Source organism: Prolixibacteraceae bacterium, from assembly GCA_019720755.1.
GTDB lineage: Bacteria > Bacteroidota > Bacteroidia > Bacteroidales > Prolixibacteraceae > Halosquirtibacter > Halosquirtibacter laminarini.
Genome location: CP081303.1, coordinates 3,583,342 through 3,608,454, shown reverse-complemented (window position 1 = coordinate 3,608,454; position 25,113 = coordinate 3,583,342). Strand labels below are relative to the sequence as shown.

Genomic DNA, 25,113 nt, shown 5'->3' with positions numbered 1-25,113 from the left:
TGAAACAACTTTTGTCACATTATTTAACATTTAATTCTAAGTTATCATATTAAGGTGTAGATTATCAAAAAAGGCCCTCATAAATATGAGAGCCTTTCTTCTATATCAAAGAGTTTATTCTTAGTTCGATAATATTTTTACCAAATCTAATTGCTGCTGCTTCACTCCTTTTTGATTTTTGATCGCTTTTGTAAATGGAACATGTACAATTTCGCCATTTTCAATACCAATCATAATACTCTTTTGATCATCCATTAAAGCCTCAATAGCACCAGCCCCTAATCTACTTGCAAGAATACGATCAGAAGCAGATGGAGTACCCCCACGCTGAATGTGACCTAGGATCGTTACGCGAACATCATAATCTGGGAAATCTTTCTCAACACGTTTAGCCCAATTAAAAGCACCACCCTCTTTTTCACCTTCAGCAACAAGAACAATAGAGCTATTCTTTGACTTACGATATCCATTAGCCAAGTAGGATTTAAGGTCTGCATAACTAGTAGGAATCTCTGGGATAAGTACAGCTTCAGAACCTGCGGCAATACCACCATTAAGAGCTAAGAAACCGGCATCTCGACCCATTACCTCAATAAAGAATAGGCGCTCATGAGCCGTTGCAGTATCTTTGATCTTATCAACACAATCCACAATGGTATTTAAAGCAGTATCGTAACCAATGGTAAAATCCGTACCGTATAAATCGTTATCAATAGTACCAGGAATGCCCACCACTGGGAAGTTATGCTCTTTTGCAAAAAGTCCAGCACCAGTAAAAGTACCATCACCACCAATCACTACCAAAGCATCAATTTTAGCTTCAATAAGATTATCATAAGCTTTCTTTCTACCCTCTATTGTTTTAAACTCCATACAACGAGCAGACTTTAAAATTGTACCGCCTTGCTGAAGAATATTACTAACATCTTTAGATTCTAAAGTCTTAAATGCTTTGTTGATCATACCACGATAACCGTGAGATATTCCGACCACTTCAAGCCCATGATAGTTTGCACTACGAGTTACTGCACGAATCGCACCATTCATCCCTGGTGCATCTCCTCCTGAAGTTAGAAGACCAATTCTTTTTATGGTTGTATTTCCTAATTCTACCATGATTAAAATATATCGCTAATTCTTATTCTTAATTGCTTTCTAGTCGAAAAGCTTTCCTTTTTACAATATTACTTGCAATCGATTGAAATGACAAAAATTTAAGGTTAAATAAATAGGACCAAAACATTAATTTTCAAAATATGATCTAATTTTATAGGCAACAAGTTCCATCAAATGACGAGGAGTAGAGGTAGCACCACACACTCCTATCTTACTGTTTTTGTGAAACAAAGAGAAGTCTAATTGGTCGGGGTTAGAAATAAAATAGCTATTTGTATTATTCTCCTTACACATGTTGTATAACACTCTTGCATTAGAACTTTTTTCACCCCCGACAAAAACAATAATATCATATTTTTGAGAGAATTCACGCAATTTAGGAATTCTATTTGCTACTTGACGACAAATGGTATCATGATAAAGTAGATTTTCTTGTCCTATTTTGCTTTGTAAATTTTCAATCAACTTATGATATCCATCTAATGATTTGGTCGTTTGAGAGAAGAGCAATGTTTTTTTATTCGTATCCACATGAGATAGATCATCTGGCCCCTCAATGACAGTTGCATTACCTTTCGTTTGTCCAACCAGACCATTCACTTCTGCATGTCCTTTTTTCCCAAATATCAACAGTTGTCCCTCTTTAGATTCTATATCTTGGTACCCCTCGTTAACCTTTTTTTGTAGTCTTAAGACTACTGGACAAGTGGCATCAATAAGCTTTATATTATTTTCCTTTGCATACATATAAGTTTCCGGTGGTTCTCCATGTGCACGTAACAACACCGTACAATTAGACATCGTAAAATATTGTTCACGATCAACCGTCTGTAATCCCAAAGACTCCAAGCGATTTACCTCGTAACTATTATGAACGATATCACCTAAACAATATAATGTGCTATCTTGTTTCAACACTTCTTCGGCTTTGTTTATTGCTTTTATAACACCAAAGCAAAAGCCTGAATTATCGTCTATCTCTATGATCATAATCGGTAAGATTGATTTTTAAGGTATAAGTATCTACAACGATACCGTCATAGATTACCTTACAATTTTACAAAAGGTACAGCTCTAAAACAAGACCTACAGGTCCTTTTTGTCTATTTTATCTTCAATCCATTGCATTACTAGAGCAGTTTGTTCTTTCGGAGTCAGATGGCTATTATCTAGGACGATAGCATCATCAGCTTTTACAAGAGGACTTTCATCTCTAGTTTGATCGATATGGTCTCTTTTCTCTACATTGGCTAAAATAGCTTCTAATGAGACCATCTCTCCCTTCTCCGTTAGCTCATCAAAGCGTCTCTTTGCTCTGATCATAGGATCGGCAGTCATAAATATTTTCAGGTCGGCATTCGGAAAAACAACGGTTCCGATATCACGACCATCCATCACGACTCCGGAATCATTACCAAACACTTGTTGAAGTCGAACTAAATGGTGTCTCACCTCGGCAATTGCAGCAATAAGACTAACACTATTAGATACCTCAAGTTGTCTAATTTCGTTTTCTACATTTTCTCCATTAAGGTAGGTTTCATTAGACTTGCTATTTTCATCATATTGAAAGGTGATGACAATCTTATCAAGGTCCTGAACAAGTGCCTCTTTACTTACTTCATCCTCTAGAATCATTTGGTGACGAATAGCATAGAGTGTTACAGCACGATACATAGCGCCAGTATCAACATAAATATATTCCATTCGTTTTGCAATATCTTTTGCCATTGTACTTTTTCCACAAGATGAAAATCCATCAATAGCAATTACCAACTTAGTCTTTTTGCCTTCCATAAATAGATATAAATAATTAAAAAAACGTCTGCAAAGATACAGATTTTAGGCTGCCCAATATAAACAAAGAGAACTATTTTAAAGTTTTAACTGAAAGCCAAAGTTGTGCTGTGTTGTACTTTTATGCAATGGAGACATACTGTAACCTAATTGAAACCTAGAATTATCAATCTGAATTCCAAATGATAATCCTGAGGTACCTTTAGACGAAGATAAACCTGCTAAATTGCGTTCCTGATTATTATAACCCAACATCAAAGCAAAATGAGAACTAAGACGAAGACGAGTTGCTAAATTCAGATGGTTGGTCCACTCTTTATAGTCATAGCCTTTCGATATTCCTTCTTGTTCTAAGGCTTCATCCCAATTTGTTAAATGGTGGGCTGTAATAAAAAAGGCAAAAGGAGCATGTTCAAGTGATTTTACAATCGTAAAACCAACGTCTAAAGGCATAGAGACACTTTCTTGACCAAGATTGTTAATAGAGGTTCCTACATTTCGAATTGCTAGAGTACCCGAAAAGTTTTTCACCTTATAACTTACTGAAGCATTAAACGATACTGCAAAAGCATTATAGATATCCATTTGAGACCAAATGGAGTGAAAAGAGACTCCTGCCCTACATTCTCGAGTTAATCGTTTTGAATAGGATAGAGAGGCATCATAACTTGCAGCTTTATATTCACCTAAATAAACATTTTCTGCATCTCTCCTATCGAATGTACCATAATCAACTGTTTGAAATTGAACGGCAAAAATATCAGAACTAGTCAATCCCCAAGCAGCTGCAATAGAGGTCTGTTTTGTAGACTTAAAAAGAGAAGTATATGCAGTCTGTATCTTTTTGCTATAGGTACTATCAAGCACACTAGGAGCGAAGAAAGCGGCCCCAAAATTAGTCTCCGTATCACTATATAACAAACCGCCCAATGCCTTTGAGGCAGGACTTATAGAAAGATCTAAAATAGGATAGGTTTGATATGAATTATCTTGTGCTGATGTATTCACACAAAATAAAACTAAAAGGGGAATTATAAAAAAAAACTTTTTAGTCATAGTTGATTTATTGAACAGACTTATTCATCAACTTAACGCAAATAATCTGTGTTATATTGTCTCTTACCAATTCATTTTTAGCAATTCCTCTATGATTACATAAACGATAGGACAATAAGATCTATTGGTTTCAGTCAATTTAAGTATTTGATGCATTTTAGAGCGATCAGTGTGTGGATATTCGCGACAAGCTTTAGGACGACTCTCGTAACACATGCAATACATATCATTTCCTAAAAAAGGACACGGTTGATTACGAAAGACAAAATCGTTCTCATCGTCCACTTGCAAGTATTCATCGATAAATTTTGAAGATTTGATTCTAAAGTGCTTACTCAAGCGATCGATATCTTTCTCCTTCACAATAGGACTGATACTACTACAGCAGTTTCCACAATCTAAACAATCATACAATTCAAAAGCTTCTTGATGAAGTGAATGAATGACAGCATCTAAATTCTTTGGTTTCTTCTTCTTAAGCTTTTTAAAAAGCTCTTTTATCTCTTGACTATTTTGTTTTGAAAGTTCCACAATAGATTGCGGAGTTATTCCTGTGAAGTTCATTTTTCCTATATTTTAAGGCACAAATATAATGCTTTCTCCAAAATAGAAACTTATTCGAAAGGTTTGTTTAAGATCGACATTTAATCCAATTTAAATAGGCGTATATCATGTTAAGAATGATTCTAACTTATGTTTTTACCACAGAATTTTTATCAATATCTATGCTTATTGCTATGAAAAATTAATAATATTATTTTCTTTTGTTATCATATATTCGAAAGGACCTTATCGTGAGATATAACGCTACACATAATCAGAATAGACTTATCACTTTCTCTCATTGGAGTAGAAAAAGTTATGCTCTTTTTGCAGTAATTGGCAAAAGAGTACGAATTGGTGTGTTGAAAATAGACTTAGCGAAGGTCGAGATAACCACAATTAAACAACATCTCCAATGTTTATTAAACTTAGATAAAGATGAGTCTTTAGATGAAGAATTTGATTTAGCAACGAATTTATTAGAAATGCTTGCATGGGAGAGTTACGCTTTATTAAACCAAAGCAAAGAGTATTGCATTAAAAATTATTATAAAATCATATGAAGGGTTGATTTCCAGTTAAACGGGAATCAACCCTTTTTTTATGCCTAAAAAGATGAATAGAAAAGAACTAAAAGTACTTATTGATCAAATACTTGATGGATATCTGATATCCGAAATTGAAGCAAACCGCATAGTACATTATGAGGATATTGAAGAGTTATGCAACTATGCAAATATAATTAGAGCAAAAATGTGTGGTAATAACTTTGATCTCTGCTCTATAACCAATGCAAGATCTGGCTTGTGTGGTGAAGACTGCCAATGGTGTTCTCAATCGATGCACTTCAATACCGATGTATCACAATATGAATTTGTTCCTCTGAAGGAGGTTGTACAAGAGGCTAAGAAATTGGAGATTCAGGGAGTTCACCGCCACTCCTTAGTTACTAGTGGGAAACGTCTTAGTAAAGCCAATCTGAAGCAGTTGGTTGGAACATATAGAGTGCTTAAGAACGAGGCTCCTAAATTAAAATATTGTGCATCTCTAGGGCTCATTGGAGAAGAGGAGATACAGGATTTAGTAGAAGCAGGGGTCGACCATTACCATTGTAATTTAGAAACAGCCCCATCATATTTTCCTCAACTATGTACAACGCACACTATCGAGGATAAGATCAATACTATTACACATGCTCAAAAAGCAGGAATGAAGGTATGCTCTGGCGGAATTATTGGCATGGGAGAGTCAATGGAACAACGCATAGAATTGGCTCTTAAACTTAGAGAACTGAATATTCAGTCTATCCCTATCAATATACTCATGCCAATTGAAGGAACCCCTCTTTCAGAAAGTACCAAACTAAAAGATGACGAGGTATTAAGAACGTTTGCTCTTTTTCGCTTAATCAATCCGACAGCCCAAATACGCTTGGCAGGAGGTAGATGTGAAATAAAACATCTAGAAGAACAATTATTAAAAGCAGGGGTCAACGCATCCATAGTAGGAGATCTACTAACTACCATGGGATCTTCTGTTAGTGAAGACTTAGAGACATTTAAAAACAATGGATTCAACTATTAAACACCATGATGCATACAGAGGATATAACCAGCATTGATAAAAAACACTTATGGCACCCATATACTTCAATGGATAATCCACTTCCATGTTACCCAGTCGAAAGTGCCAAAGGGGTTACAATAAAACTAACAACAGGAGAAGAACTTATAGATGGGATGTCTAGTTGGTGGGCAGCAGTTCATGGCTACCAACATCCTAAGCTTAATGAAGCGATCACTTCACAGCTTTCAAAAATGTCACACATCATGTTCGGAGGACTAACACACGAACCGGCTGTAGCGTTAGCAAAAAAATTATTGGATATTACACCTGCTGAATTAAACAAGATATTCTATTGCGATTCTGGATCAGTAGCTGTTGAAGTAGCCCTAAAGATGGCTCTTCAATATCAGATGGGGAAAGAAAATGAACAGCGTACCCGTTTTGCTACAATTAAAAATGGATACCATGGTGACACATGGCATGCAATGGGAATATGTGATCCTCAAAATGGGATGCATGCTATCTACAAAAATAGACTTGCACCAACCCTTTTTGCTGATTCTCCCAAAACAACTTTTGATGGAAAATGGGACTCTTCAGATTTCAATTCCATGAGAAACATAATTGAAGAAAACCAAGTTGAAATTGCTGCAGTTATATTAGAACCAATAGTACAAGGTGCTGGAGGAATGCGTTTCTACCACCCTCAATATCTTGTGGAGCTACGAAAATTATGTACTAAACATGATATACTCTTAATATTTGACGAAATCGCCACAGGTTTTGGTAGATCAGGTAAAATGTTTGCAATGGAACATGCACAAGTTGTTCCTGATATATTATGCCTAGGAAAAGCAATAACAGGTGGAATGATCAGCTTTGCCACAACAATTACTACGGCCCATGTTGCAACAACCATCTCTAAAGGAACCCCTGGAGTAATGATGCATGGTCCGACTTTTATGGGAAACCCTCTTGCATGTTCCTGTGCCAATGCAAGCCTTGATCTTATCATGCAGCCTAATACCTTAGAATCAATTCATAGAATAGAGAGAGAGTTAGTCAAAGGGCTCAATCCTTTTAAAGATCTCTCTATCGTAAAAGATGTAAGAGTACTAGGAGCTATTGGTGTGATAGAGATGTATGAAGAGATAGATATGGAACAGTTTCAAGAGGCATTTGTGAGGAATGGTATATGGTTACGTCCATTTGGCAAACTTGTTTATATGATGCCTCCATATATTATATCAAGTGAAGAACTAACCAAACTAATCTCAGGCCTAAAGAACATCTATTCTGAAATATTTCAAGTAACATTTTAATGAATGTAAACCATGAAAGAAAGACTTCATAATAAGATTCAACAGCTGATAGAAAATGATAACTGTAGGGTCTTACCAGAACCACCTAATAAAGCTATCGAACTATCGTCAAATGATTATATGGGGATTGGACAGAATATTTCTCTTCAGAGATCTTTTTTTGAACAATTATCCAAAGATGATTTTGTTATGGGGGCATGTTCTTCGAGACTATTAACTGGAAATCATCTTGCCTTTAAATCGTTAGAAAACCTACTTCAATCACTCTATAAGAAGGAAGAGTGCATGTTGTATAATAGCGGTTATCATGCAAATATTGGAATACTTCCAACACTAACCACCAAAAGAGATCTTATCATCTCTGATCAGTTTATTCATGCTAGTATCCTAGATGGGATTAAACTATCTGAGGCTCAAAAATGGCGTTTTAGACACAACAATTACACCCAATTATCACAATATCTTGAAAATCACAGAAAAGAGTATGACCAAGTGATTATTGTGGTCGAATCGATTTATAGTATGGATGGAGATCATGCCAATTTAAAAGAGCTAGTCGAGATAAAAAATAGGTTTCACTGTTTGTTATATGTGGATGAGGCACACGCATTTGGTGTAACTGGGAAATATGGATTAGGGAATGCTGAGGAAGAAGGTATAATTCAAGAGATCGATTTCATTATTGGGACTTTTGGCAAAGCAATCTCTTCTCAGGGCGCATTTGTTGTATGCGATAAAATTTTTAAAACGTGGCTCACTCAAAAGTCAAGATCTTTAATCTATACAACAGCACTTCCTGAGATAAATATTCGATGGTCTCAATATGTAATTGAATATCTATATACCAAAGAGGATCAAAGAAAGAGACTTCAAAACCTTGCCAGAGACTTCGCTAAAAGATTAAATGTAGTATCCGACTCCCATATCATACCTTACCTTATAGGAAGCAATGAGCATGCAATGCTGTTTTCAGAACGATTAGCAAAATATGGGATATCCTCATTACCAATTCGTCATCCAACTGTGCCAAAAGGAACAGCAAGATTACGTCTTTCCTTAACATCTACATTGACTGAGCAAGATTTGAGTAAAGTAATAGACACTCTTAAAACAATACAAGTATGAAACAGATAATTTTCTTTAATGGCTGGGGCATGGATATCAACAATATAGTACATATCCATAAAGATAAGAATACCATTATCACAGAGATAAATAGGTATCACCAATACACTACTCCTAAGATTGTAGAAGAAGCTAGTGAGGTCATCTTAATTGCATGGTCTTTGGGAGCACAAAAGGCTACGAGCTTCTATTTAGAGAATGGTAAACATATTACTAAATATATCATATTTAATGGCTCTTGTGATGGTTTCAACAAAGAGAGTGGACTACCTATAACAATGGCTAAACTAACGGCAAATAGATGGAATCCTGAGGTACGTAAAAGATTTGAAACAAAAATGAATGGCATACAAAAAGATTCATCATTAAGTCAAAGAAGCTGCAAAGACCAAAAAAATGAACTTCTATATCTTATACAAAACGAGGATAATATCCAATCGTCTCGTCTAGAAGAAAACGATCCAAAAATTAAAATATATATCAGTAGAAATGAGAAAATATACCCTATAGACAACTTGTTGAATTGTTGGAAAAAACAACAGTTGTTTTTCATAGATGACATGTTTCATAATGTATTTATTGACACAAAATCATGGGACCAATGGATCTAAATATAACCATTAAGAAATCACATGTAAGTAAGTGCTTTGAAAAAGGATTTACCACATATGATGACAAAGCGACAGTACAAGATATGGTAGCACAAAACTTGGTTAAACAACTCTCATTTCTTCCACAAAAACAACAACACACTTTTGAAATAGGATCAGGATCAGGCAAATTGACGAACTATTATCTTCAAAAATTTTCGCCTAATAAATATACCATAAACGATATAGTCCAAAATATGTTCCCTACTGTAGAATCCATCGTTCGCACCTATAAAGTGCCATTAATTGAAAGGTGTATGGGAGACATTGAGTCGATACAAGTACCGAACAGTGCAACACTAATAATCTCTAGTTCTGTTTTCCAATGGATTGAGAATCTCAATAAACTTTTCGATAAATTATCTAAAACACAACGTAGTGGAGATCATTTAGCTTTCTCGATCTATACAAAAGGGACATTTTCCACATTTCATAAAGCAGCTGATTGCGGTTTACAATACCACCGACATGAGGAGATCATCAAAATGATTGAAAAAAAATATGAAGTTATTCATGATTACAATGAGTCAATAGAACTCCAATTTGAGAGCCCTAGAGAGATTCTCCTCCATATGAAAGAGACTGGAGTTAATGGGGTTGGGACGCAGTGGACTAAGTCGAAGCATTTAAATTTTATCAAGAACTACCCTAAAGATGGGAAATTCTACACTCTTAAATATAATCCATCATACTTTATACTAAAAAAGAAATAGACTCATGGGTAAAACATTTTTTATATCAGGCATAGACACAGATTGTGGTAAAACTATAGCCACAGGAATTTTAGCAAAAAGTATCGCAGCAAATGGAACTTCAATCATAACCCAAAAGTTTGTACAAACAGGCTGTACTGATTTTTCTGAAGATATTACCAAACATAGAGAAGTAATGGGAATAGATCCTACGATAGAGGATCTAAACCATACAACAGCTCCAATTATCTTCAGTACTCCTGTTTCTCCACATCTTGCTTCAGAGATTGACAAAAGAGAGTTAGACATAAAGAAGGTCTATGCGTCCATGAACGATCTTGAAGAGAAATACGAATATAATTTGTTAGAGGGAGCAGGAGGGCTTATGGTGCCAATAACGAGAAGCTATAATACTTTAGACTTTATTAAGGATAGTGGAATCCCTTTAATCCTAGTTTCTTCATCCAAACTAGGTAGTATCAACCACACTCTGATATCCTTAGAACTAATCAAACACTATCAGATCAATCTGAAAGGGGTACTCTACAATCATCTTCCTGACACTCATGACTTGATGATCAGGGATAGTGCAAGAGTAATTAAAACATACTTAAAGGATAATTTTCCTGAGTCTCATTTCATCGAAATTCCTGACATTTCGAAAGACAAAGACTTTACAATACCAATACCTGTTGTAAAGCTATTGATAGATTAGCATGTTTAAAATCATATTATTTACTTTTATAATGAATCATTTTTGATGGCAATCTGTTATAATAAATATAACAGTACCTGTTCTCAGCTTTATTTAGAGATCATCTCTATTCTGTAAAATTTAATAATATGGGACATAAGAAGAAAAGAATTGGCATCCTAACAGCTGGAGGGGATTGCCCAGGATTAAATGCTGCCATAAGAGGCATAGGAAAAACAGCAATATTGAATTATGATATGGAGGTGTTGGGGTTCAATGCAGGATACAGTGGACTCATAAGAAAAGATTACCAGGTTCTAGATGCCTCCAAACTTTCAGGAATACTAACTCTTGGAGGAACTATTTTAGGTACATCCCGTGAGAAGCCCTTTAAAGTTGACAAAGAAAACCCTATTGATAAAGTAGCTCTGATTAAACAAAACTATAAGGATCTTGGCTTGGATTGTGTCGTATGTTTAGGTGGTAATGGAACGATGAAAACAGCCAACAAACTACAACAAGAAGGCTTAAATGTTGTGGGACTACCTAAGACAATCGATAATGATGTGTATGGTACGGATAGAACATTTGGATTTGACTCTGCGGTGAATATTGCTACAGATGCCATTGATAGACTACACACAACAGCAAACTCACATCAAAGAGCAATGGTGATAGAGGTGATGGGACACCATGCAGGATGGATTGCTCTCTATGCTGGGGTCGCAGGCGGAGGCGATGTAATTCTCCTTCCTGAGATTAACTTTAGTATGGAGAAAGTCTGTAATACGATAAGAAAAAGGTTCGAAAAAGGAAAACCATACGCAATTGTTGTTGTAGCTGAAGGAATAGACAAGCCCAATAAAACGAATGCTGCAAGTTACGTCTCCTATTGTATTAATGAAATGACTGGTATTGAGACAAGACAGACACAGTTAGGTTATGTTCAGAGAGGTGGTAGCCCAACTCCAATGGATCGAATTTTAGCAACTCAATATGGTGCATATGCCGCCGACCTAATTGCGAATGAAGACTATGGTAAGATGGTTGCTTTCCATAACAATGAATTAATCGGAGTCCCTCTTTCAGATGTTGGAGGAAAGCTTAGTCTGGTAAAACCAGATAACAAACTTATTCTGAAAGCAAGAAACCTTGGGGTCTCCTTTGGAGATTGATCGGTAAAAAACAGAAACTATATGAAATTAAAGATAGCAATGGTTCAATTCTCTCCCATCCTCGGAGAGAATAGGACCAATTATAATCGTATTGTGTCTATCCTCAACAATATGAAAGAAGAGGCAGACGTCATTCTCTTCCCCGAACTATCCAACTCCGGATACCATTTTGAAAATATAGAACAAGCTGAAGCATCTGCTGAAGAAGTAGACAACAGCTTACTAGTCGAGTTTTTAATCGATTATGCAAAGAAAAAAGACAGTGCAATAGGAATAGGTTTCTGTCAAAAAGAAAACACAAAACGCTACAATAGTGCACTATGGATTACACCTAATGGAGTAGAACATACTTATAGAAAATTACATCTTTTTAATACCGAAAATAAATACTTTACACAAGGTAAAACCATAGCCCCTACTTTTACATGGAAAAATGTTCGTATAGGTTTAATGATATGCTATGATTGGACTTTCCCTGAAATGTGGCAATTGATGGCTAAAGAAGAGGTAGATGTTATATGCCACATCTGCAACCTTGTCATGCCACATGCTCAAGAAATGGTCAAAACTTACGCGTTTTCGAACCACTACTATATCGCTCAAGTAAACAGAGTTGGTGCTGAAAGAGACCTGTCATTTACTGGACTATCTTCAATTATTTCCCCATCAGCTGAACTCATCTGCAAAGCATCAGTTCAAAAGGAAGAGATCCTTTATGGAGAGATAGATACGACAATCTCTAGAAACAAGCAATTAAATTCTTTTAACCATAAATCACGAGATGCAAGAAAAGATATATATCATCTTGAATACAGTGATGAGTTGAATCAGAAAAGACTTATCCATAGAGAAAAAAGGGTATTACGAAAACAGATAAAAGAGGAATGGGCAAATATTACCATTCAAGATAGAGTAGAAGCAGAAAAGATCACACTCTCTAAGTTGAAAAAAAATTCTTCATTTCAGAACGCACAGAATATTCTTATGTTTTGGTCTCTTCCTGACGAAATAAACACTCATGATTTTATAAGAAACGAGGCAAAGAGTAAAAATATTTTCCTTCCTGTTATGGTTGGTGATTCTCTTCATATAGCACCCTATACAACAGACGAAGAGTTAGATGATAAGAATACTTTTGGTGTATATGAACCTTCTCTATCTAATTCAATATCCTTGAATAAAATGGACCTTATAATCATTCCAGGAGTCGCTTTTGATTCAACAGGGGCAAGGTTAGGAAGAGGCAAAGGCTACTACGATAGGCTTCTGACAAAGTTTGACGGAACCAAAATAGGGTTAGGACTATACTTTCAAAAAATAAATAAAGTCCCTGTTGAAAAACACGACCAACAAATGTCATTCATTATAGTATAAATTTGACATTAGAGGACATTTAATAACAATTTACCATAGTTGATAACAACAACCAATATTTTTTACATAATTTCGCACTCTATTTTTTGAAACAATAAAATTTAATATATGAATCCTATACTTAATAGAAATAGTTTCTTTGTAAAAGAACACACTGGTGTATTTAAAGCGAGTAACAACTATGATATCTTTGACCCTGAAGGAGATCACACAGATCCAATCATTAAATGCCGCGAGGTTAATTTATCAGGATTTGCAAAACTCCTTCGTTTCAATAAAGATTATAAAAGAATGACTCCATTCGAAATCGTTCTCACAGATAAACAAGACAATAAGGTACTTACAGTTAAAAGAGGATGGACTTTCTGGAGATCCGAAGTAGAGGTTCTTGATGAAAACGACCAACTTATCGGCACTATGAGACAGAAGCTACTATCACTAGGGGGTAGATTTAGAGTTTTTGATGTAAATGAGACTGAAATATGTCAATTACAAGGAAAATGGACTTCGTGGGAATTTTCTTTCCAAAAAGAGGATGTACAATTAGCACTTGTATCAAAGAAATTTGCAGGAATGGCAAAAGAGTTATTCACCACAGCAGACAACTATCTTCTTACAATCGACCCTAGAGTTGTAGAAAACTCTGTAGCTAGAACATTAATTATGGCATCGGTTATGTCTATTGATATGGTATTAAAAGAGTAGCAAGAAAAAGCAAATATTAAGACTAATTATCATAGAATTGTTCCAAATTAAATTGTAGATTTAAGAAAAATAATAAAGCTAAAGTATTATGAGTTCTGAAATAAAAAACCTAGATCCCAAAGTTGTTTGGGAACACTTTTATGATTTGACACAAATACCTCGCCCTTCAAAGCACGAGGATGCAATCCAAGAGTTTATGGTGAACTTTGGAGAAGGACTTGGTTTAGAGACATTAAAAGATGCAGCAGGAAATGTATTGATTCGCAAGCCTGCAACTCCTGGTATGGAAAATCGTAAAGGGGTTATCTTTCAGGGACACCTCGATATGGTTCCTCAAAAAAATAGCGATACTAAACACGATTTTACAAAAGATCCTATTGATGCATATATTGATGGAGATTGGGTTACTGCAAAAGGAACAACATTAGGTGCTGACAATGGTATTGGTGCTGCTGCTGCAATGGCTGTTTTGTCATCAAACGATTTGGAACACGGTCCAGTAGAGGCTCTTTTTACTGCTGAAGAAGAGACTGGTATGGCTGGTGCTTTCGGTTTGCAACCAAACTGGGTTAAAGGAGACATTCTTCTTAATTTAGATTCAGAAGACGAAGGAGAGCTTTATGTTGGATGTGCTGGAGGTATAGATGCTTCTGTACAATTTGAGTATGATCAACTTATCGTTCCCAAAGACTTTGAACCATTCAAATTAGCTATTACAGGGTTAAAAGGAGGACACTCTGGGATGGATATTATCCTTGGGTTGGCTAATGCAAACAAGTTAATGGTTCGCTTCCTTCGTTATGCAACTAGAGAACTTGATGTACGTTTAGCAAATATTGATGGAGGTAGCCTAAGAAATGCGATTCCTCGTGAAGCATTCGCTGAGATCGTTGTTCCTACTGAACAAGTAGAGGCATTAAAAGCAAAAGTTTCAGAATTTGAGAGCACCTATAAATCAGAATTTTCTAAGAAAGAACCAAATCTATCTTTCAAAATAGAAGGATGTGACAAGCCAGATTCTTTGATTGATGAATATACTCAAGACAACCTAATCGACGCTGTATACGCATGTCCTAATGGAGTAATACGTATGAGTGACGATATGGAAGGATTGGTAGAGACTTCGTCAAACCTTGCTTCTGTAAAATCTGTGAATGGAGTGATTAAAGTAAACATGCTTATTCGTAGCTCTGTAGAAACAGCAAAAATGGAGTTAAGTGAAAGGATCGAGAGTCTTTTCGAACTAGCAGATGCTGAGGTTATTCTTTCTGGTTCTTATCCAGGATGGAAACCAAACCTTGACTCTCCTATCCTAAAAGAGATGCAAGAAGTTTACAAAACAAATTGGGGAAAAATTCCAGAAATCAGAGCAATCCATGCAGGTCTTGAGTGTGGACTTTTAGGGTCACATTATCCTAACTGGGATATGATCTCATTTGGACCAACTATTCGTTCTCCTCACTCACCTGATGAGAAAGTAAATATCGAAACAGTATCTAAATTTTGGGAATACCTCAAAGAGACACTAAAGCACATTCCTGCTAAATAGAGTCTTTAGACTATTTTACTACATACTAAAAATGGCAAATACATTAGTTGTATTTGCCATTTCTTCTTACAATATATAAATCCCTAGGATATAATTATCAAGACCCTCAATAAAGAAGGGCTTCACATTGTATTCAGTGAAACCCTATTATATTATAAAGTAATTAATATCAAAAAAAATAAATCTTGAAATCAAATTACTTTTTAATCACTTTTCTTTTTAAACCTTTCTTCTTCAAATAACGATCTAGGTTTTCGTTCTCTATCTGCTCAGAGTCACCATACTTAGCACGTAGTGAGTCAAGTTTAACATGCATTGCTTTTTGAATCTCCTTATAATCAGGCAGACCATATAGGTTTTTCATCTCAGAAGGATCCTCTTTTAAATCATACAGCTCCCATGTATCAGAATCATAATAAAAATGTATGAGCTTATAACGATCTGTACGCACTCCACAATGCCTCTCTACACTGTGCTCTCCTGGATATTCATAATAAGTATAATATAGAGCATCTCTCCAATTCTTGGCAGAGCCATCTAAAAGAGATTTTAAAGATTCTCCTTGCATATCTTTTGGTATTTCAAGACCGGCATAGTCTAAGAATGTAGGAGCAAAATCAATATTCTGAACAAGATGATCTTCGATCTTTGCTCCTTTAAATCCTTTAGGGTATCTAATTAAGATAGGTGTTCTGAAAGATTCTTCATACATAAAACGTTTATCAAACCAACCATGTTCCCCAAGATAGAAGCCTTGATCAGAAGTATAGACAACAATCGTATTTTCTGCAAGACCTTCACGTTCCAAATATTCTAGTACTTCACCCACACCATCATCTACTGATTGAACCGTGCTAAGATAATCTCTCATATATCGGTTATACTTCCACTTTGCAAGATCTTCTCCAGTAAGTTTTGAAGCTTTAAATGCCTTAATAATAGGATCATAATATGCATCCCATTTTTTACGTTGTTCAGGATCCATTCTATTATACATACTTTGAGCGTATCCACGATATTTTGTCTTGATATCCCCCTCCTTATCTAGCATCTTTAAGTCATAAACAACATCCATATGCTTAAGAACACCCATCTCATGATGCTTTGCTGCTGTCTTTCCTTCATAGGTATCAAAGAAATTTGCAGGCAATTTAAAATCAACATCATCAAACTTACCCAAATACTTTAGATCAGGCATCCAGGTTCTATGTGGGGCTTTTTGATGGTACATTAAGAAAAAAGGTTTGGTTTTATCACGCCTATTATTCAACCAATCAAGCGTAATATCAGTCGTTACTTGGGTACAATAACCGTGATATTTTTTCTGTTTCCCATTCTCTATAAATTCAGGATTATAGTACTGGCCTTGACCAGGTAGCACATTAGAATAATCAAATCCCTGCGGCAAACCTTTAAGATGAATCTTTCCAATCAAAGCAGTGGTATATCCTCCTTTACGAAGTTCCTTAGCCACATTGTCCTGCGACCAATCATATCTTTGGAAATTATCTACCTTTCCATTTTTGAAACTGTGTTTTCCCGTAAGCATTGCGGCCCTACTTGGAGCACAGATGGAATTATTGACATATCCATGCGTAAAAAGGACTCCTTCATTAGCAATCCTATCAATATTTGGAGTATGATTTAAGTGATGACCGTATGCACTGATAGCTTGATATCCATGATCATCACTCATGATAAAGATAATATTAGGTTGTTTAGGAGTCTTCTTTTTCGTTCCACACGAAAACAAAGCCACCGATGCAAAAAGCATAGAAGCTTTAAATGTGTTTATTTTCAGCATAATGTTAAATAGTTAGAAAGCGTATAATGACATCTGATATGTCATTTATCACATCATAAATATACGAACAAAACAACTAAATATGACGTAACTACTCAGGTTCTTTTTGAGTATAATAATCACACAAAAGTTCCAAACACGTTGTTTTAGTGATGATTGTTAATAATAATAGGCCGTATTGTTGATTACTTTCTGTTATAATATTTTCTAATTTGTCAAGATCGATGAATCTTTGTAGTCATGAGAACAATTGATTGTTTAGAACAAGAAAATAGAGCTTTAAAGAAGCAGGTTGAGACATTACTGAAAGAGCTAGACAGAGTGATGTCACGAGTTCAAGCTTTGTCACAAGAGAATACTATGCTTCATGACAAAGTAAAGGATCTAGAAGACAAACTATCGCGTAATCATAAAAACAGTAGTAATAGTAGTTTTCCACCTTCAAGAGATTTACATACAGTAAAGAAAAATCAATCACTTCGAAATAAATCCACTAGGAAACCCGGAGGTCAACCCAAACATAAAGGATCGACATTACAACAGAGTGATTTCCCAACAAGCATAGAGTCATATTATCCTCCATCGACATGTCAGTGTGGTAATACATTAAATCAAGAAGACGCTAGCTTGTTATGCAAACGTCAGGTTTTTGACATACCACCTGTTCTTGAACAAATCTGTACTGAGCATCGTCTTTATGAAAATAGATGCAGTTGTGGTCAACTACACAAAGGTTCTATGCCCTCGAATATAAAAGCACCTGTCCAATACGGTTCTCATTTACGTTCACTAATTGTAAGCTTGTATGTTGAACATTATATCCCTTTAAACCGTATTGACTACCTCCCGAAAAAAGTTGTATTATTACTGCAAGTATCTGACATTCACAATATAATATATGTATAAAAACGAGGAAAGCTAGATTAAAAATGTTATTTTAAGTGTGTAAACATAATCATTTAAAACCTAGCTCATGAACAAGATACTTACAAAACAAATACAGAACAAGCTAAGTCTATATTTTTGTAAATTAAATAGTCATTTAACCAAACCAGAATTACGTTGTACACGCGAGATAACAACAGGTATTCTTAAGACAGGGTCTGTTATTATCAATCAAATAGCAACAGCTATAGGGGATTCTATAGACAAACAACCAAAAGGCTTCGAAATCATTACAATAAAAAAGGTTTCTTTTTAAAACTTCTTAGAGGCCATATGGATTGTGTGTCAGATACAATTCATGAAGGAGACTACATTCTATTTGATGGATCAGATATTCAAAAGAAATATGCTAAGACCATGGAAGGTCTGGATTTTGTAAAAGATGGAGATGAGAAAAATAAGGTTGGATTAGGTTATTGGCTTATGAATGTTGTACATATTGATAAGGCCAATAAGATGACACCTTTGTATAATAAGCTGTACAGTTTCGATCATGGAGCCAAGAGTGAAGATAATGAAGCAATCGAAGCATTAAAAGAAGTAGATAATGCTATTTCAAAGAATGTAACTTGTGTGTTTGATCGAGGATTTGATCGTCAGATTATTAAGGATTATGTTGTTAGTCAACAAAATAACTTCATAATCAGATTGAAAAAGAATACCAAATTAATATACAAAGGCAAAGAAACTACTGTATCTACAATTGGGAAAAAGATTCCATTCTTCATGGAATTAACTGCCAATAAAAGAGGCAAAAACAAAAGTAAAAAGATAAACTTTGAGTGTGGTGCTGTTAAGGTTAAATATAGAATAAAGCAGAGGGAATTTGAGCTATGGCTTGTTGCTACAAAACGCAAATCAGGAGGGAAATATTGGTTATTAACCAACTCACCGAAGCATACAATAACAGAAGTTATTAGTGAAGCTTTTCAAGCATATGGCTTTCGTTGGAAAATAGAAGAATACCATAGACATATCAAATCAAGCTATGATTTAGAGAATATACAAATAAAGAAGTTTGATGGACTGCAATGCATGTTGGCAATTTTAACCATTGCAATGGGAATCCTTTATAACACATTAGAGTCCATGCATCTAAGGTTGTTGCTAGATAGCAAAATTAAGATACTTGATAAAAACAAGGTATCTGAACTCAGAAATTTTATCTATTATAAGATAAGTACGATAATTAAAATTTTATTGGCAAATGTTTACACAAAACATATAATACAGAGTAAACAGACACAAGTAGACGTAGGACAAATGAGACTCAATCTAGATTTCTGACTAAAAAAACGGGAGGTAGCCAACTAGAATAATTGACTAAAAGGTAACATACGTATAGAAGTCAGTAATGACTCTTCATTTACTTATTATCAAAATATCTGTAAAGTCGATATCCCCATTTTGCAAATACAAAATAGTAAATCACTATACTAGCAATCGCAGCATATCTTCCCAGGTTTCCCCATTTTTCAATCATAGAATCCATAAAAGCAGAGGTAGTTTCTACAATATTGATATGAAAGAGATCTAAAGAGGCAATCAAAATATAACTTACCACGATAGAAAAAACTATCGATCCAAAAATAAAAAAGATCAATATAAATAATAGAAGTTTTGGAATATCGATGTTTCTCATGAAAATAAAATTTAATGTCTAAGACGAACAGTCTCACAAAACATCCCAAAGATAATAAATTGTAAATGTATTTACGCTAAATTATCTTCATTTGAATGAATGACTAGACTTAGATAAATAACAATAGAACAAAATAAAAAGAGAACTTAAGGGTCTTGCAAAGATAAAACAGATCAGTTTCATCAATAACAGATCTAAATCGAAAATTAATAAATAGTAATGCGAATCAAGGGTTCAAAACATAATTAAGAAACGTTGCAGTTAGTTTACCGAATGCATGTACCATTAATCCTTTTGTAGAACTTACTTTACTAGCTCTTTGTATATCTGTTTTTTCGATTAGCCAAGAGAACATTGCTTCAATAGGTTGTCTAATTTTAGATACAGCTCTATTATACAAATCATCTGCTGCTTTTATTCTTTGTTTGATTATCAAAGGCATCCCTTTTATTGCCTTAATAGGTGTCAACATTTCTGAATTATACTGACTCTTCACTTGTTGGTTAAATTCATTATGCATGTAAATTTTATCTCCGAAGAAGGTTCTGTTCCGCATCTCTGACCATCTCTCCTTGTAGACGACAATATCGTTCACAGATGCAGGGGTAAAAAGGACTTGCTCTGGAAATGGTAAAGCATCTTGTCGTCTTATCCCCAGCATATGAAGCTTCATGCCATAATAGTAAACTCCTTTCGTAGAGCAATAGCCTTTATTGGTTACTTCATTGGCCACCTTGCCTTTTCGTTTGCCAGAACACGTTATAATTGGCATCGAATCAAGTAAACATTGATCGATAATACAATCATTAGGCTGAGTGTCTTCAAGTAATAACTCAGACAATCTTGTAAAAGCTCCACCTAAACGATTAAGGCGATTACAAAATGCTTGATAAGATCCTAAATTTGGAAACCAGTCAGACAAGTAATCACATGCAAATTTATGAATCTGATTTATCTTGGTGTATTCTTGATATTGAACACCAAAAAGATATATTGTCATCACCTCTTGATCAGTAAAGCAAGGGGAGTTATTGTTACTAAATCGTTCACAATAATATCTTAACTCATCGAAATAATAACAAATTAGATCGTATATTTTTATTAAATTGAAGTCCTTATCCTTGATTATCATATTTTAAAGTCGCTTTGAAAACAACTATAAGATACTGATTTTCAAGGATAAAAACAATATAAATGTCTATTATATAGGTAATTAAACCACTTGGTTAGATATGAAATCCAACTCTTGATTCGCATTAGTAATAACATTATACAGAAACGGATCTCCTCGTAAAGAACAGTTACCAAGTTTTTTCAATACAAAATCATTTTCTAATACCCCATTTTTAAATCTAAAAAAAAGATGTCATGAAGCATATGAATATAGGTTTGATAAGAGAACAATTTTCACTTGATTTGTAACAACAATAAAAAGTAAGAAGAGTAGGCTGCTATACGACAACTCATTAGAATCTATATTGGTTCACTTCTTTTTATATTCTATCAATGAAAGTAATTTAGGGTTAATATACTTATGAAGGCATCTCCATGTGGGATCCTTCTTTTTTTTACCGATACTTCACCAAACAAATGTTCTCTACAGAGAAAGAAAAGTATAATACCCTCGATTTACTGAACCAACTTTCATAAACAATTAATGTATTATGCCACTTTACTATAGAGCTCAAATGGTTTTTTTCTATTAATTCCTTGGTGTGCTCTGTAATGGTAATGTTCTAACCAATTCTGTATACCTTTGTACAGGGCTTGTTCATGAAATTTAAGCGGCGAAGAAATCGTGTATTTTATCAGTATTGCGCACAAGCTCTTCTCTTAAAATATTCAAGTTATTGTAGCTATTTATTTTCATTAATCCACTACAAATAAACAACATAACAGAGGATATTGATTTTTGTAATCCATGATCTAATGACTTTAATTTGTCTTCTCCAAAATTAACATCACGAATACGGTTCATTATTTCTATTTTCCAATGACCTCTAATAGCACCAGCAATTTCACCTATTTCCCCATTATAATTGGTGATATAATATCGTGTTTCTGTACTCCTTCTACCTCTCTTTACATTGTGACTCTCTCTTGTCACTTTAATCATATTACATATACCACTATTACTCCATCTAGGCTCTAACATCTCTGTATTGATTGGGAATATTTCGTACCTTCTAATGTCTATTCTTCCATGCGATTTGTCTGTTTCTGTCATCACATCACCTACTTTTATATGATTGGATGTATGCACTAAGTCATCCTTTAATTTCTTCTGATTTGACTTTATTTGAGTCAAATAGAATCGACTATTTTGGTGAATATTAGACAACAGATTTTCTGAATTGTGCATTGCGTCGAGTGTTATCTTTGCCTGCTCTGGCAACTCAAGAATATGATCATAAACAATACTCTTTTCACTCTCTTTTGTCCCATCATAAAAACCTAATAACTGTTGTACATTTGTGTTATGACCAATAGAGTAAACAATACTTAACCCTCTCTTTTTATTGCTTTTAGAATCGATACTACCTCGAAGTTCTTTACCATCAATAGATATCCATTCTGTAGAAGAGTATACTTCATCACAAATTGTCAAAAAGGACTCATAATCAAACTCAGACAGAATTCTTGTCAACTGAACTCGACTTATACAATGATCAACATCTTTATGTAAACAGATACATAACTTCTCATAATAACGAACCATATTACGATGAATCTTATTTATGCTAAGATGATCGGAACTTGTTAGAATTGAGATAATAAAAAGCGTAATCACAAATGCCAATTCATGCTTTCGTCCTACATGACTCCGATTATCGACTAATTTAACTTGTAATTTCTCATAGAATCTTCTAATTTCGGCACTTGAAAGGTCGTTATTCATAATTTATATCTGTTTTTAGCAATCCAAATATAATATGAATAGTCGACCTTTTATCATTTCAGCAATTCATGAACAAGCCCTGTACCTTTGTATAAGGCTATTCCATCAGAAGGTGGATTGATATAAATGTAATCATATTTGATTGTTCTCCAAAACCGTTCGATATAGATGTTATCCAGAGCTCTACCTTTACTGTCCATACTTATGGCGATACAATACTCTTTTAATATATTTAAATAAGCTTCTGAAGTAAACTGACTACCTTGATCACTATTAAGTATTTCAGGCTTACCAAGCTTCTCTACTGCATTCTTTACAACATCTATACTTGCAGATGCATCAAGAGAGTTTGATAAATTCCAACCTACAATATATCGACTAAAAACATCAATAATTGCTGTCATGTACATAAAACCTTTTAGAAGTGGAATATATGTAATATCTAGTAACTACTCAGCTTCATTTATAGTTTAGCCTCCATTCGCTAAAGAATGGAGGTTCAGAAAATATATAATGTGTAAATTATTTTATTGCCAACTGACCTTAAGATGGTTTTGAGATAACCAATGAGCAATCATTCTCACTACACTCTTTCCTTGTTTTTTAAGTGTATCAACAATAGAGCGTAACATGGCATACCTTTGGGCTCCTTCTTCTGTTCGATAACCTGCAGATACTTTTTGTTTTATTTTAATATTACGTATTGACCTTTCGGATGCATTGTTGTCAAAAGGAACTTCGTAATACTCTAAGAAAGTAAACACACTATCAATCCTTTTAATTAATCGACTCCGTAATGTCTTGATCTCATCTAGCTGATCGTCATACTCGTCATTTTCCAACAGTAATAAAAGCTGTTCTTTAAATATTGATTTTTCTTTTAAAGGATATTGGTTCTTGGCTGATTCTCTCTTTAATTTCATGGCTTTATAGAATATATTCAAAATATCCTCTGCCCAACTGTTATTCGTTTGTTGTTTAATGTAGATTAATTCTCGTTGTAAATGTGCTAAACATAGTTGATAATGTTTGGCTGGAGTTTTTAATTGTGAAGCATAACAGTCACTGACTAAGGTCGCATTAATAAATCCTTTTTTAAAGTTTTCTACAACAACTTTATACCCTCTAGACTTGTTGGCTGTAATGAATGTTACCTCAGGATTTTGCCATACCCACATCCACCCTTTGCCTCCATTGATCTTGCAACCTGTTTCGTCTGAGCCAACTACAGTGGATTTGGATATCGATTCACGAAGTGATTCATATAAAGGAGTCATCACCTCTTGAGCTTTATTTAAAATATTAGTAATAGTCCCATCTCCAATTTTAAATGATGTTATCTCTTCCACTAGTGAACCAATACGGTTTAAAGGGATATAATGTTCAACATACAAGCTTACAATTAGTGATCGTAAATGAGAACCGTATTGGACAGGTGCTTTTATATTCGAGGGCATAGAACCTTTGTGTAGTTGACCACAACTGCATCTATTTTCATAAAGACGATGCTCAGTACAGATTTGTTCAAGAACAGGTGGTATGTCAAAAACCTGACGTTTGCATAACAAGCTAGCGTCTTCTTGATTTAATGTATTACCACACTGACATGTCGATGGAGGATAATATGACTCTATGCTTGTTGGAAAATCACTCTGTTGTAATGTCGATCCTTTATGTTTGGGTTGACCTCCGGGTTTCCTAGTGGATTTATTTCGAAGTGATTGATTTTTCTTTACTGTATGTAAATCTCTTGAAGGTGGAAAACTACTATTACTACTGTTTTTATGATTACGCGATAGTTTATCTTCTAGATCCTTTACTTTTTCATGAAGCATAGTATTCTCTTGTGACAAAGCTTGAACTCGTGACATCACTCTGTCTAGCTCTTCCTTTAAGGACTCAACCTGCTTCTTTAAAGCTCTATTTTCTTCTTCTAAACAATCAATTGTTCTCATGACTACAAAGATTCATCGATCTTGACAAATTAGAAAATATTATAACAGAAAGTAATCAACAATACGGCCTATTATTATTAACAATCATCACTAAAACAACGTGTTTGGAACTTTTGTGTGATTATTAGACTCAAAAAGAACCTGAGTAGTTACAATATCTATTTGCCAGACCTGATTTCTCCTTGTGACATTCAATCCATTTAACAAATATGGATAGATATTCTTGTCTTCTCTTTTCTTCGTTAGATTCTTTCGTGGATAGATAGGTCTAATTCTTGCTTTTCGCATCAACCTTCTTACACGTTCATATGATGCAGATAACCCATTATCTTGTAACATCGACTGCATTCGAATAACTCCAAATGTTGGATATTCCATAATACACTTATCCATTAGATCCATTATCTCAATATTCTCATCAAATTCTCCTTTGGACTTATAATAGTAGCACGATCTAGAAACATCTAAAATGTTACACTGTTGACGAATACTAAGAGGAGACTC

The 25,113-nt window shown here is 34.6% G+C and carries 26 protein-coding genes; 14 read left to right on the top strand and 12 right to left on the bottom strand.

Features of this window, described 5'->3' with window-relative positions; all coding sequences use genetic code 11:
* Positions 1–120 precede the first annotated feature (120 nt).
* The 5 genes from pfkA to K4L44_14295 all read right to left on the bottom strand — a co-directional run bounded on the left by pfkA (position 121) and on the right by K4L44_14295 (position 4,533).
* Positions 121–1,116 (bottom strand): 6-phosphofructokinase, encoded by a 996-nt coding sequence (pfkA, locus tag K4L44_14315; protein QZE13724.1) that lies wholly within the window; start codon positions 1,114–1,116, stop codon positions 121–123.
* Positions 1,117–1,242: 126 nt separating this feature from the next.
* On the bottom strand, positions 1,243–2,109 hold the full coding sequence (locus tag K4L44_14310) for a 4-hydroxy-3-methylbut-2-enyl diphosphate reductase (protein ID QZE16016.1): 867 nt from the start codon (positions 2,107–2,109) through the stop codon (positions 1,243–1,245).
* A 93-nt stretch (positions 2,110–2,202) separates the two neighbouring features.
* Entirely contained in the window at positions 2,203–2,913 is a 711-nt protein-coding gene (cmk, locus tag K4L44_14305; GenBank protein ID QZE13723.1) for a (d)CMP kinase, read from the bottom strand.
* A 78-nt stretch (positions 2,914–2,991) separates the two neighbouring features.
* Positions 2,992–3,921 (bottom strand): hypothetical protein, encoded by a 930-nt coding sequence (locus tag K4L44_14300; protein QZE13722.1) that lies wholly within the window; start codon positions 3,919–3,921, stop codon positions 2,992–2,994.
* 111 nt (positions 3,922–4,032) lie between these two features.
* The gene (locus K4L44_14295; GenBank protein ID QZE13721.1) at positions 4,033–4,533 is read right to left on the bottom strand and encodes a YkgJ family cysteine cluster protein; all 501 of its coding nucleotides are present in this window, start codon (positions 4,531–4,533) and stop codon (positions 4,033–4,035) included.
* Between the two features lie 230 nt (positions 4,534–4,763).
* Here K4L44_14295 and K4L44_14290 point away from each other — a divergent pair, with 230 nt between their 5' ends.
* From K4L44_14290 to K4L44_14240, 11 genes are all read left to right on the top strand, one after another.
* Positions 4,764–5,075 (top strand): hypothetical protein, encoded by a 312-nt coding sequence (locus K4L44_14290; protein ID QZE13720.1) that lies wholly within the window; start codon positions 4,764–4,766, stop codon positions 5,073–5,075.
* A gap of 52 nt (positions 5,076–5,127) precedes the next feature.
* Complete coding sequence (bioB, locus tag K4L44_14285; GenBank protein ID QZE13719.1) at positions 5,128–6,096, top strand: biotin synthase BioB; 969 nt, start codon at positions 5,128–5,130, stop codon at positions 6,094–6,096.
* An 8-nt stretch (positions 6,097–6,104) separates the two neighbouring features.
* On the top strand, positions 6,105–7,400 hold the full coding sequence (bioA, locus tag K4L44_14280) for an adenosylmethionine--8-amino-7-oxononanoate transaminase (protein ID QZE16015.1): 1,296 nt from the start codon (positions 6,105–6,107) through the stop codon (positions 7,398–7,400).
* Positions 7,401–7,412: 12 nt separating this feature from the next.
* On the top strand, positions 7,413–8,525 hold the full coding sequence (locus K4L44_14275; GenBank protein QZE13718.1) for an 8-amino-7-oxononanoate synthase: 1,113 nt from the start codon (positions 7,413–7,415) through the stop codon (positions 8,523–8,525).
* Positions 8,522–9,136 (top strand): DUF452 family protein, encoded by a 615-nt coding sequence (locus tag K4L44_14270; protein QZE13717.1) that lies wholly within the window; start codon positions 8,522–8,524, stop codon positions 9,134–9,136. The genes K4L44_14275 and K4L44_14270 overlap by 4 nt, the downstream gene beginning before the upstream one ends.
* The gene (locus K4L44_14265) at positions 9,127–9,888 is read left to right on the top strand and encodes a methyltransferase domain-containing protein (protein QZE13716.1); all 762 of its coding nucleotides are present in this window, start codon (positions 9,127–9,129) and stop codon (positions 9,886–9,888) included. The genes K4L44_14270 and K4L44_14265 overlap by 10 nt, the downstream gene beginning before the upstream one ends.
* A 4-nt stretch (positions 9,889–9,892) precedes the next feature.
* Positions 9,893–10,582 carry a dethiobiotin synthase gene (gene bioD, locus K4L44_14260; protein ID QZE13715.1) on the top strand — a complete coding sequence of 230 codons (690 nt, stop codon included), beginning with the start codon at positions 9,893–9,895 and terminating at the stop codon, positions 10,580–10,582.
* A 128-nt stretch (positions 10,583–10,710) separates the two neighbouring features.
* Entirely contained in the window at positions 10,711–11,736 is a 1,026-nt protein-coding gene (locus K4L44_14255; GenBank protein ID QZE13714.1) for a 6-phosphofructokinase, read from the top strand.
* A gap of 21 nt (positions 11,737–11,757) precedes the next feature.
* Positions 11,758–13,110, top strand: a complete 1,353-nt coding sequence (locus tag K4L44_14250; protein QZE13713.1) for a 5-formyltetrahydrofolate cyclo-ligase — start codon at positions 11,758–11,760, stop codon at positions 13,108–13,110.
* Positions 13,111–13,218: 108 nt separating this feature from the next.
* Entirely contained in the window at positions 13,219–13,815 is a 597-nt protein-coding gene (locus K4L44_14245) for an LURP-one-related family protein (protein ID QZE13712.1), read from the top strand.
* An 88-nt stretch (positions 13,816–13,903) separates the two neighbouring features.
* On the top strand, positions 13,904–15,364 hold the full coding sequence (locus K4L44_14240; GenBank protein QZE13711.1) for an aminoacyl-histidine dipeptidase: 1,461 nt from the start codon (positions 13,904–13,906) through the stop codon (positions 15,362–15,364).
* A 196-nt stretch (positions 15,365–15,560) separates the two neighbouring features.
* Here the strand turns inward: K4L44_14240 and K4L44_14235 are convergent, their stop codons facing one another.
* Positions 15,561–17,168 (bottom strand): sulfatase, encoded by a 1,608-nt coding sequence (locus tag K4L44_14235; GenBank protein ID QZE13710.1) that lies wholly within the window; start codon positions 17,166–17,168, stop codon positions 15,561–15,563.
* A gap of 240 nt (positions 17,169–17,408) precedes the next feature.
* On the opposite strand from K4L44_14235, the gene K4L44_14230 reads away from it, so the two are divergent.
* The 3 genes from K4L44_14230 (at position 17,409) to K4L44_14220 (ending at position 19,400) form a co-directional block, all read left to right on the top strand.
* Positions 17,409–18,074 (top strand): hypothetical protein, encoded by a 666-nt coding sequence (locus K4L44_14230; GenBank protein QZE13709.1) that lies wholly within the window; start codon positions 17,409–17,411, stop codon positions 18,072–18,074.
* A gap of 67 nt (positions 18,075–18,141) precedes the next feature.
* Positions 18,142–18,369, top strand: a complete 228-nt coding sequence (locus K4L44_14225) for a hypothetical protein (protein ID QZE13708.1) — start codon at positions 18,142–18,144, stop codon at positions 18,367–18,369.
* A gap of 17 nt (positions 18,370–18,386) precedes the next feature.
* The gene (locus K4L44_14220; GenBank protein ID QZE13707.1) at positions 18,387–19,400 is read left to right on the top strand and encodes a transposase; all 1,014 of its coding nucleotides are present in this window, start codon (positions 18,387–18,389) and stop codon (positions 19,398–19,400) included.
* 79 nt (positions 19,401–19,479) lie between these two features.
* Here the strand turns inward: K4L44_14220 and K4L44_14215 are convergent, their stop codons facing one another.
* From K4L44_14215 to K4L44_14190, 6 genes are all read right to left on the bottom strand, one after another.
* On the bottom strand, positions 19,480–19,755 hold the full coding sequence (locus K4L44_14215) for a hypothetical protein (protein QZE13706.1): 276 nt from the start codon (positions 19,753–19,755) through the stop codon (positions 19,480–19,482).
* Between the two features lie 226 nt (positions 19,756–19,981).
* On the bottom strand, positions 19,982–20,887 hold the full coding sequence (locus K4L44_14210) for a transposase (protein QZE13705.1): 906 nt from the start codon (positions 20,885–20,887) through the stop codon (positions 19,982–19,984).
* 648 nt (positions 20,888–21,535) lie between these two features.
* Positions 21,536–22,654 carry an ISAs1 family transposase gene (locus K4L44_14205; protein ID QZE13704.1) on the bottom strand — a complete coding sequence of 373 codons (1,119 nt, stop codon included), beginning with the start codon at positions 22,652–22,654 and terminating at the stop codon, positions 21,536–21,538.
* Between the two features lie 53 nt (positions 22,655–22,707).
* On the bottom strand, positions 22,708–23,058 hold the full coding sequence (locus K4L44_14200) for a DDE-type integrase/transposase/recombinase (protein QZE13703.1): 351 nt from the start codon (positions 23,056–23,058) through the stop codon (positions 22,708–22,710).
* A gap of 123 nt (positions 23,059–23,181) precedes the next feature.
* Positions 23,182–24,609 (bottom strand): IS66 family transposase, encoded by a 1,428-nt coding sequence (locus tag K4L44_14195; protein QZE13702.1) that lies wholly within the window; start codon positions 24,607–24,609, stop codon positions 23,182–23,184.
* Between the two features lie 90 nt (positions 24,610–24,699).
* Entirely contained in the window at positions 24,700–25,002 is a 303-nt protein-coding gene (locus tag K4L44_14190) for an IS3 family transposase (GenBank protein ID QZE13701.1), read from the bottom strand.
* Between the last annotated feature and the right edge of the window lie 111 nt (positions 25,003–25,113).